The sequence below is a fragment of the Candidatus Aegiribacteria sp. genome (assembly GCA_021108005.1).
In the GTDB taxonomy this organism is placed as follows: domain Bacteria; phylum Fermentibacterota; class Fermentibacteria; order Fermentibacterales; family JCC-6; genus Aegiribacteria.
This window is the reverse complement of the sequence record JAIORS010000084.1, coordinates 1-7,416: the sequence shown is the minus strand read 5'-3', so window position 1 is coordinate 7,416 and position 7,416 is coordinate 1. Positions and strand designations below refer to the sequence as shown.

Below are 7,416 nucleotides of genomic sequence, written 5' to 3'. Positions count from 1 at the left end.
ATTCTGACAGTATATTCAGCCTTACTCTGAAAGGAAACAATGAAAGTTTTCTATGCATCAACTTCCAGCGGTGTCCACCGTGCTGTCAACGATATTCTTGATGCCACGGACTGGAAGGAACTCCTTCCCAGAAATGAAGATATTCTTGTAAAGATCAATCTAACGTGGGATTATGTGCGTCCAGGAGTTGATACATCTCCCTGGGTCGTTGAAGCCTTCACCGAGAGGATCAAGGGCCATGTAGGGCGAATTTTCCTCGGTGAATCAAGCCAGATATTGGTAGATGCCACGAGGGCATACAGTATAACAAGAATGAAGGATGTCGCTGAAAGACAGGGCTTGATCTGGCACAATTTTTCCGATAACAGATGGATCCGGAAAGAAGCCGATGATCTCCGCTTCAGTATTCCCGAGATATGCACAAGAATGCCGGTTGTTTCAATTCCCGTTGTTAAAACCCATTACAGATCAGTTATCTCAGTGGCCATGAAGCACCTGTACGGTTGTCTTGATGACAACAGGCACAATTATCACTACAGGCTTGCCGATTACGTAGTAGCGGTGAATTCACAGATACCTGTTGTTCTTACACTGGCGGATGGAACCGTATCACTTGAAGGAAACGGACCTAAACCCGGTATTCCCAGGCAGACGGATTTTCTGGCCGCTTCAACGGACAGGATAGCCCTTGATTATTCCATTGCGGAAGTCATGGGCATCGATCCTCTCTCCGTGGAAACAACTGTCAAGGGCGACGGTGTAACGGGCTCGTACAACAATGTAGAGAACGTGTGCCTGCCTCCCCTTTCTCAGCGCCCGTCATTTTCATTCAGGAAAGCCGCTCCGAATTTCGTAGCAAAAGTCGAGAGAAAGATCAGGGGAAAGAAAGAACAGGAAGGCCCCGGAACCGATAGTCCTTTGATAGGCATTATGAAAATTGGCGCGAAGCGCTGGTACAATCTGGCATATTACCTTCTTGGCCAGAACAGGGAGGCAAAGCAATTCATGAAAAACAACGTCTACGGCCCGCAATGGATGGGCAAGCCCGAGGAACCGGTGTTATGAACCTTCTTGGACAGATATATATGGGGTTCGACGCCGTTCTGGGTCTATTCGGACGCAGAAGACCCGTGAACGTGATGGTTTCCATAACAGACAGATGCTGCAGCCGATGCACCTACTGCCAGATCCCTGAACAGGGCCGCCCCGACCTTACTACAGACCAGTGGAAAGATCTTTTCAGACAAATGGTCAAAGCAGGAACCCGCCGCATCGGTGTATGGGGTGGAGAACCCCTTATGCGAGATGACATCTCCGAGCTTTGCTCGTATGCCAGATCCCTTGGAATGTACGTCAGCCTTGATTCAAACGGTTACCTTGTCCCTTCCAGGATCGAGATACTGGATAACATAGACCATCTGGTTCTTGCCTACGACGGCCCTGAGGAAGCTCACGACCTAAACCGCGAGGGGGGCAGCCATGAAAAAGTTATCAGGGCAATGAAAACGGCTTCCGGCAAGGTCAGATTGTGGAGTATAACTGTCCTTACAAGGCATAATATGAACCATCTTGACCACATAATGAAAACAGCGGTCAGATACGGGTTCCAGACCACTTTTCAGACACTTCACCACAACGAAAAACTGGGCGGTGATACATCCGGCATGATGCCTTCGAACGAGGAATACGCAGGGGTCTACAAAAAGCTTCTTTCATTGAAGAAGAAAGGGGCTCCTATCGCTAATTCAACCAGATATCTAAAAAGCCTCATTGACTGGCCCGATTTCTCGATTACCAGGATGGAGGAGAGATTCCATGGCGTCCCTTGCAGAGCTGGAAAAATGTACTGCAACATCGATGCTGACGGAAAAGTATACCCCTGTTCCCTGCTTATAGGGCTCTACCCGGAGTCAATCAATGCCCTTGAAACCGGATTTCAGGAAGCTTTCAACAGGACAGCTCACCTTCCATGCCAGGCCTGCACCGCAAGCTGCTATACAGAATACAATTACCTGTACAGCCTCAGCCCCTCTGTAGCCCTTCAGTGGCACAATTCAGTGAAAAAAACCGATAGTATGATGAAGGAAAAAGCAAAACAATAACATACGGGAGAGTGTGATGTCAGCATTGCCTGAATATCGAACCAGAATTCTGCTGCAACGTGAAAATGTACCTCTTGTAAGTGGAGTATTCATGAAACCCGGTGAGGATATACCGCTGGATATTCCAGAAATGCCCATTTTCCTCAAGGCACAGATACCCGGGGCCACCAGCAGGAAGAGTCATGGTCTTGTCCGAAGGGTTGATACATACGAAGAGCTTGAGGAAAACCTGGATGTTCTTCTGTCTCCGGGAAAATGGGGACAGGCGGAGGGTGTCCTGATAACTGAAGGGCTCGATATCGAGACTGAGTATTACGCGGGTTGTATGCTTGACTTTGGAACCGGGGACAAACTCCCTGGAGGAGTACTCCTTTTCAGCACTGAGGGCGGTTCCGGCGTAGAAGAACGTTCGGGAAGCCTTCTAAAGTTGCGCTTTTCACTCCTTCACCCCCCTGTCACTGAGGAAATAGAGACGGAACTGAGAGAATTTAAAGACTTGAAGGAATGTAAAGCTGTTGCCGAATTCCTGGAAGGCATGATTAGTACCTATATAAGGTACAAACTCATCGTCTTGGAAGTCAATCCTTTAGGGTTGTTAAAAGATGGAACAGTTGCTGCTGTTGACTGCAGAGCTGAATTCGAAAATAACGCTGTAAGTAAGCGTGACAGAGAAATATTCTTCCCGCCTGAGATCGGTTCATCAAAAAACCTTACCAGACTCGAAGAAATCGTTGAGCTTATTAACCGGGATGATCCTTCAGGCACCGGTTTTTTCAGACAGAACAGGGAAATGCCTCCCGAAGATGCTCTCAGAGTGGCGACGAACCTCTGCGGAGGAGGCGGCAAGATGCTGTGGGAAATGACCACCGGTTCCAGAACGGATATTTTTACGATGAACGAATCCGATACCTCTGGAGGTCTTTCCGCCTTCAAGAGCTATCGGATACTAAGGGTCATACTTGCGCAAAAAGAAGCCCGGGTTCTTCTTCTCACAGGTTCGGGGATGGCTTTCCAGAACCAGCACCACCTTGCGGCTGCCGTATGGAAAGCTCTCAAGGAAAGCCCCTCTCCCCTTCCTTCGCTTCTAAGGTTCGGAGGAACAGATGAGGATAAAGCTCAGGCACTGTTCGAAGAAGTATCCGACAGCTTGCCTGTTCCGGTCAGAACTTACCCGCCGGAAGTATTCCCAAACGCCATGATTGATGATATCATGGAAATCGCATCGCTTGAAATTGAAACGGGTAACGAATATGTACCTCCTTCCGGCGAACCTGCTATTATCGTTGAAAGACCACCCGGAAAGATATATTTCTATCCGGAGAAATGGACGGGAGATGAATCACCTCCATCGGTAAAAGCATGTCCCACCGGATTCCTGCAGTGGCATAACGGTGAGCTTTGTACGGATCCCGATGCCAGATGCATTGGCTGTCTTATGTGCGAAACGGCTTCACTGATGGAAGGAACCTGTGAACTTGTAATTCATCTTGAAATGCCCGAGGAGGTAGACTGATGCCCGGAATAGTCAAATATCTCGCTGGAGTTGATACACCCGAAACGCTTGTATTCGGAATTACCGGAAGACAGGGTAAAAGCAAATCCCACCTGATGAGGAAGTTCGGAACACACATTATCGCAGGATGCACTCCGGGAAAGGGCGGACAGGAGGTTGACGGCGTTCCTGTTTTCAATTCAGCCGCTGAGGCGGTTCAGTCTTTCCCGCAGTTGAACACAGCGGTCTTCTTCGTACCTGCGGGAGCCGTTAAAAAAGCCGCGATGGATGCCATGGACGCGGGACTGAAGTTCCTTGTACTGACCGCTGACGGCGTTCCATCGCACGATGAGATCGTACTGAAGGAGTACACTTCAACGAAGGATTCCGTGTACCTTGGGCCGAATACTGTCGGGCTGCTCGATACTGAGGGCTATCTCTTCGGTCTGATAGGAGGAAGCGCTACATGGGCGAAGAAGAATTACAAACCGGGAAAAGTGGGCGTAATATCCCGCTCCGGTGGGCTTTCACAGCTTCTGGGAGCTTTCCACTGCAGACCGAACCTTCCGGGAATCCGGGAAGATGGTTCGTACGGCCCCCTCTGGGGCGAGGATTACCCCGGGCTGTCCGCAGTTGTCTGCGTTGGCGGAGACCCTGTTCCCGGTATATCGATGCTCGACGCTGCGGAAGCGTTCGAAAAGGATACTCGAACTGAAATTATCGCGGCTTACGGAGAAACCGGAACTACTCAGGAGAACGACCTTGCCGCCGCGGTTACCGACGGTAGAATAACGAAGCCTATAGTAATCTTTCTTGGTGGGAAATTCACAAAGGCAGGTGTAGCCCAGAGTCATGCGGGAGCGATGATCCGGAATGACAGTGAAACCTGGGAAGCAAAGAACAGAGCTCTTCTGAATGCGGGAATAACAGTCGTGGAACGGCCGGATGCCGTATTCGGCGCCATTCTGAGCGAATTGAACAGCTGAAAAACTGAGACTATGTTTGAACTCTCGTCCTTTTCGACACTATGGATGTCAGGAATGGAGTCATAACATAAACACCAAGGCTCCAGGGAGGCGAGAAAACGGCGATGATTATTCCCAGGACAGCAAGTGAAGGGATGACCAGGTTGACCTTTACTATGTGTATGGCGGTCTCTCTGGATACATCTTTCTTCAAAATGTCCGGATATTTCAGCAGCAGTAAACATTGAAAGAGGAAAAAAACTCCTATAAGCAGAATATTCATGTGAAAGACAAAACTTGCCGTGAAGTGATTTAAATGCCCCCCTATGAGACCCGACGAAAACGGGATGACGCATACAAGCATCAGCTCGCCGAGGGTGGCCCATAAATGGCGGGTACAGGTATTGTTCACGTATCTGAAGAGCTTCTGCTGGTATATCCAGAAATAACTCAGCATGAGAAAGCTGAGTATATAAGTCCAGAACAGTTCCGAATAATCCAGAAGATGATTCAGCAGGTCATCGTTTGAACTTACGTTATGCTGTGCCTCCGGAAGCGGAAGGCCAAGCACCATCAGCGTCATGGCTATGGCGAATATGCCATCCGTAAGCCCTTCAAGACGATGAATCGGCAGTACATTCGGTTTTTTACTCAGTTCTTTCTCCTTACAGGAAACTTCTGTTAATCCTGTACTATCAATTTCGCTGTCTGCCTTATATTTCCAGGTCCGGAAGCTTCGATCAGGTACAATCCCGAAGGTATACCGGTAAGATTAAGCACCCTCTCCCCAACGGTAAGGCTCCAGTCCTGCAGTTTTCTGCCTGAAAGGTCGTAAAGCCCGACATGAAGGTTAGATTCTACCATTCCACTCCAGTTCAATACAGTTGAAAGATGAGCCGGGTTGGGGGCGAAATGCAGGGCGCCCGCTCCAAGCTCAGGTGGAAGAGGCTGGTCGTTAATTCCAGTCAGATGAGTGGACAGGACATAATTGCCCGGATCGAATTCCACCATGGTTGGCTGGAAGGGAACCGTAAACACTTCGCTCTGAGATTGCAGATCATTCCACATCACTACAAGAGTGTCCTGTGAGTATCCCTGAATCAGGAACTCAAGGGGCATCGTGAAGACGGAAGGACCCGTGCTCTGAATCTGCTCAAGATTAACCGTAACTTCCCAGTTGCCGCCGCTTTCCACCCAGCTATAACCAATATCGTATACAGGATATCCCCAGTCATGAAGCCAGGTATTAAAGAACCAGTCTATATCTCCCCCTGTTACGGCCTCTACATGATCACGGAAGTCGTTGGTGGTTGCAGTACTGTACTTGTATTCATCGAAATAGTTATGAAGAACCAGATAATAATCCGCGTCTCCCAGTACGTGTCTGAGCATGTGGAGAACGCTCGCAGCTTTCTGATACGTTGTGTAGCTCCACATCTCAGCGGGTGTAGTGGGGTTGGTTATAGGGAACATCTCACCACTTCTCAAGTATGGAATCATTATTTTGTTCAATATATAATCGTTGTACGATGCTTCACCGTAATACTCGGCCCAGACTGCTTCACTGTAAACTGCAAACCCCTCGGAAAGCCAGACATCTGTCCAGATCTCCTCTGTTACACAATCACCCCACCAATGGTGGCTCATCTCGTGTGCCAGCAGCCAGTCGTAATTGTTGTATCCATTTATGGCGAATGCGATATGGTAAACTTCAGTTAAATGTTCCATATCTCCTTTAGGCGTTTGAACGTAACTGAATTTTGTATCCCATGGATACGCGCAGTATGTGCTTTCGTACTGGTCCATCATAAGGTTTACGTTCTGAAAACTTACCAGCGCATCGTCCACATCCCATGGATAAACGTAGTAGTAAATCCAGTTGTACGTTGAATCAGTTAAAACCGTGTAATTCGAAACGGCAAAAGCGGCCAGATATGTGGACATGGGCTGCGGCTGCTGCCAGTAATAGGTTGCAGTTGCATCTGTACCGTTCTCGTCCTTTCGCACAAGGTTACCATTCGCGACAGCAAAGAGTGTATCAGGCACTGTAATCTGGAAATCGATAGCAGCCTTGTCTGCTGGATGATCCCAACATGGGAATATCACACGGCCCAATGATGGAGGATCTGTATAAACACCCACACCCATATGATAGTAAACGTATGCATGGAACCAGAAACCACCGAATCCTCCAGGTCCTTCGTTCCAGGGTGTTCCGGAATAGGCGATAAAAACATCTGTAGTATCACCGGGATTCACAGTCGTGGAAAGGGTTACAAAGACCGAGTCGGCCAGCTGCGAATATGTGAGTGGTCCTATGTTATCCCATACGGAATCCACGGTAAGCTGGACAAGATCAAGGCGTATTTCATCAAGACCGGTAATTTCCGACGTGAATTTAACTCCAGTGGTGCATTCAAACATCTCAGTTGATGGAAATACTTCTATTCTTACGTCGTATGAAATCACATCATAATCATGTGGCATGTCAGTCGAATAAAGCAAATTTGTATAGGGCCCGGCAACAGGTCTGCTCAGTACGGACATATCCGGTCCATGCAGCGGTGCCGCCATCAGTGCTAATAGAACAGCAATCATTAGTAACCCTCCTTCTATTTTCTTTTAAATATAGCAATTCCGTCTGGCATGACCATAATATTCTGAATGCTTATCATTTTCGGTTCATCTCCCAAAAAGTGAGTATTCTTTTGACCCTATTTTCCAATATGAATTTTACTTGTTGAAATATAAGAACAATTCAGGTAGAATATATGCGATCAAAGGAGGTTGATAATGCAAATTATCAGAAGACAAATCAGAAATCATAAGAAGCTATTATGCCTGGTGCTTCCAATCT

6 protein-coding genes are annotated in these 7,416 nt (G+C 48.0%); 4 read left to right on the top strand and 2 right to left on the bottom strand.

Annotation, left to right across the window (positions count from 1 at the left end; translation table 11 throughout):
* Window positions 1-39 precede the first annotated feature (39 nt).
* Genes K8S15_05040 through K8S15_05025 form a run of 4 tightly spaced genes read left to right on the top strand, consistent with a single transcriptional unit; the run spans window position 40 to window position 4,580 of the window.
* Window positions 40-1,065 carry a DUF362 domain-containing protein gene (locus K8S15_05040; protein MCD4775403.1) on the top strand — a complete coding sequence of 342 codons (1,026 nt, stop codon included), beginning with the start codon at window positions 40-42 and terminating at the stop codon, window positions 1,063-1,065.
* Window positions 1,062-2,102, top strand: a complete 1,041-nt coding sequence (locus K8S15_05035) for a radical SAM protein (protein ID MCD4775402.1) — start codon at window positions 1,062-1,064, stop codon at window positions 2,100-2,102. The genes K8S15_05040 and K8S15_05035 overlap by 4 nt, the downstream gene beginning before the upstream one ends.
* Window positions 2,103-2,118: 16 nt before the next feature.
* Window positions 2,119-3,615, top strand: coding sequence for a hypothetical protein (locus K8S15_05030; GenBank protein MCD4775401.1), 1,497 nt, complete (start codon window positions 2,119-2,121; stop codon window positions 3,613-3,615).
* Entirely contained in the window at window positions 3,615-4,580 is a 966-nt protein-coding gene (locus K8S15_05025; protein MCD4775400.1) for a succinate--CoA ligase subunit alpha, read from the top strand. The genes K8S15_05030 and K8S15_05025 overlap by 1 nt, the downstream gene beginning before the upstream one ends.
* Before the next feature lie 10 nt (window positions 4,581-4,590).
* Here the strand turns inward: K8S15_05025 and K8S15_05020 are convergent, their stop codons facing one another.
* Window positions 4,591-5,142, bottom strand: coding sequence for a TMEM175 family protein (locus K8S15_05020; GenBank protein ID MCD4775399.1), 552 nt, complete (start codon window positions 5,140-5,142; stop codon window positions 4,591-4,593).
* A 98-nt stretch (window positions 5,143-5,240) separates the two neighbouring features.
* Window positions 5,241-7,157: a T9SS type A sorting domain-containing protein gene (locus tag K8S15_05015; protein ID MCD4775398.1), complete on the bottom strand. Its 1,917-nt coding sequence runs from the start codon at window positions 7,155-7,157 to the stop codon at window positions 5,241-5,243.
* Between the last annotated feature and the right edge of the window lie 259 nt (window positions 7,158-7,416).

Coding starts and splice junctions, on each gene's coding strand:
- K8S15_05040 (MCD4775403.1), top strand. CDS start 40: ATGAAAGTTTTCTATGCATCAACTTCCAGCGGTGTCCACCGTGCTGTC.
- K8S15_05035 (MCD4775402.1), top strand. CDS start 1,062: ATGAACCTTCTTGGACAGATATATATGGGGTTCGACGCCGTTCTGGGT.
- K8S15_05030 (MCD4775401.1), top strand. CDS start 2,119: ATGTCAGCATTGCCTGAATATCGAACCAGAATTCTGCTGCAACGTGAA.
- K8S15_05025 (MCD4775400.1), top strand. CDS start 3,615: ATGCCCGGAATAGTCAAATATCTCGCTGGAGTTGATACACCCGAAACG.
- K8S15_05020 (MCD4775399.1), bottom strand. CDS start 5,142: ATGACGCTGATGGTGCTTGGCCTTCCGCTTCCGGAGGCACAGCATAAC.
- K8S15_05015 (MCD4775398.1), bottom strand. CDS start 7,157: ATGATTGCTGTTCTATTAGCACTGATGGCGGCACCGCTGCATGGACCG.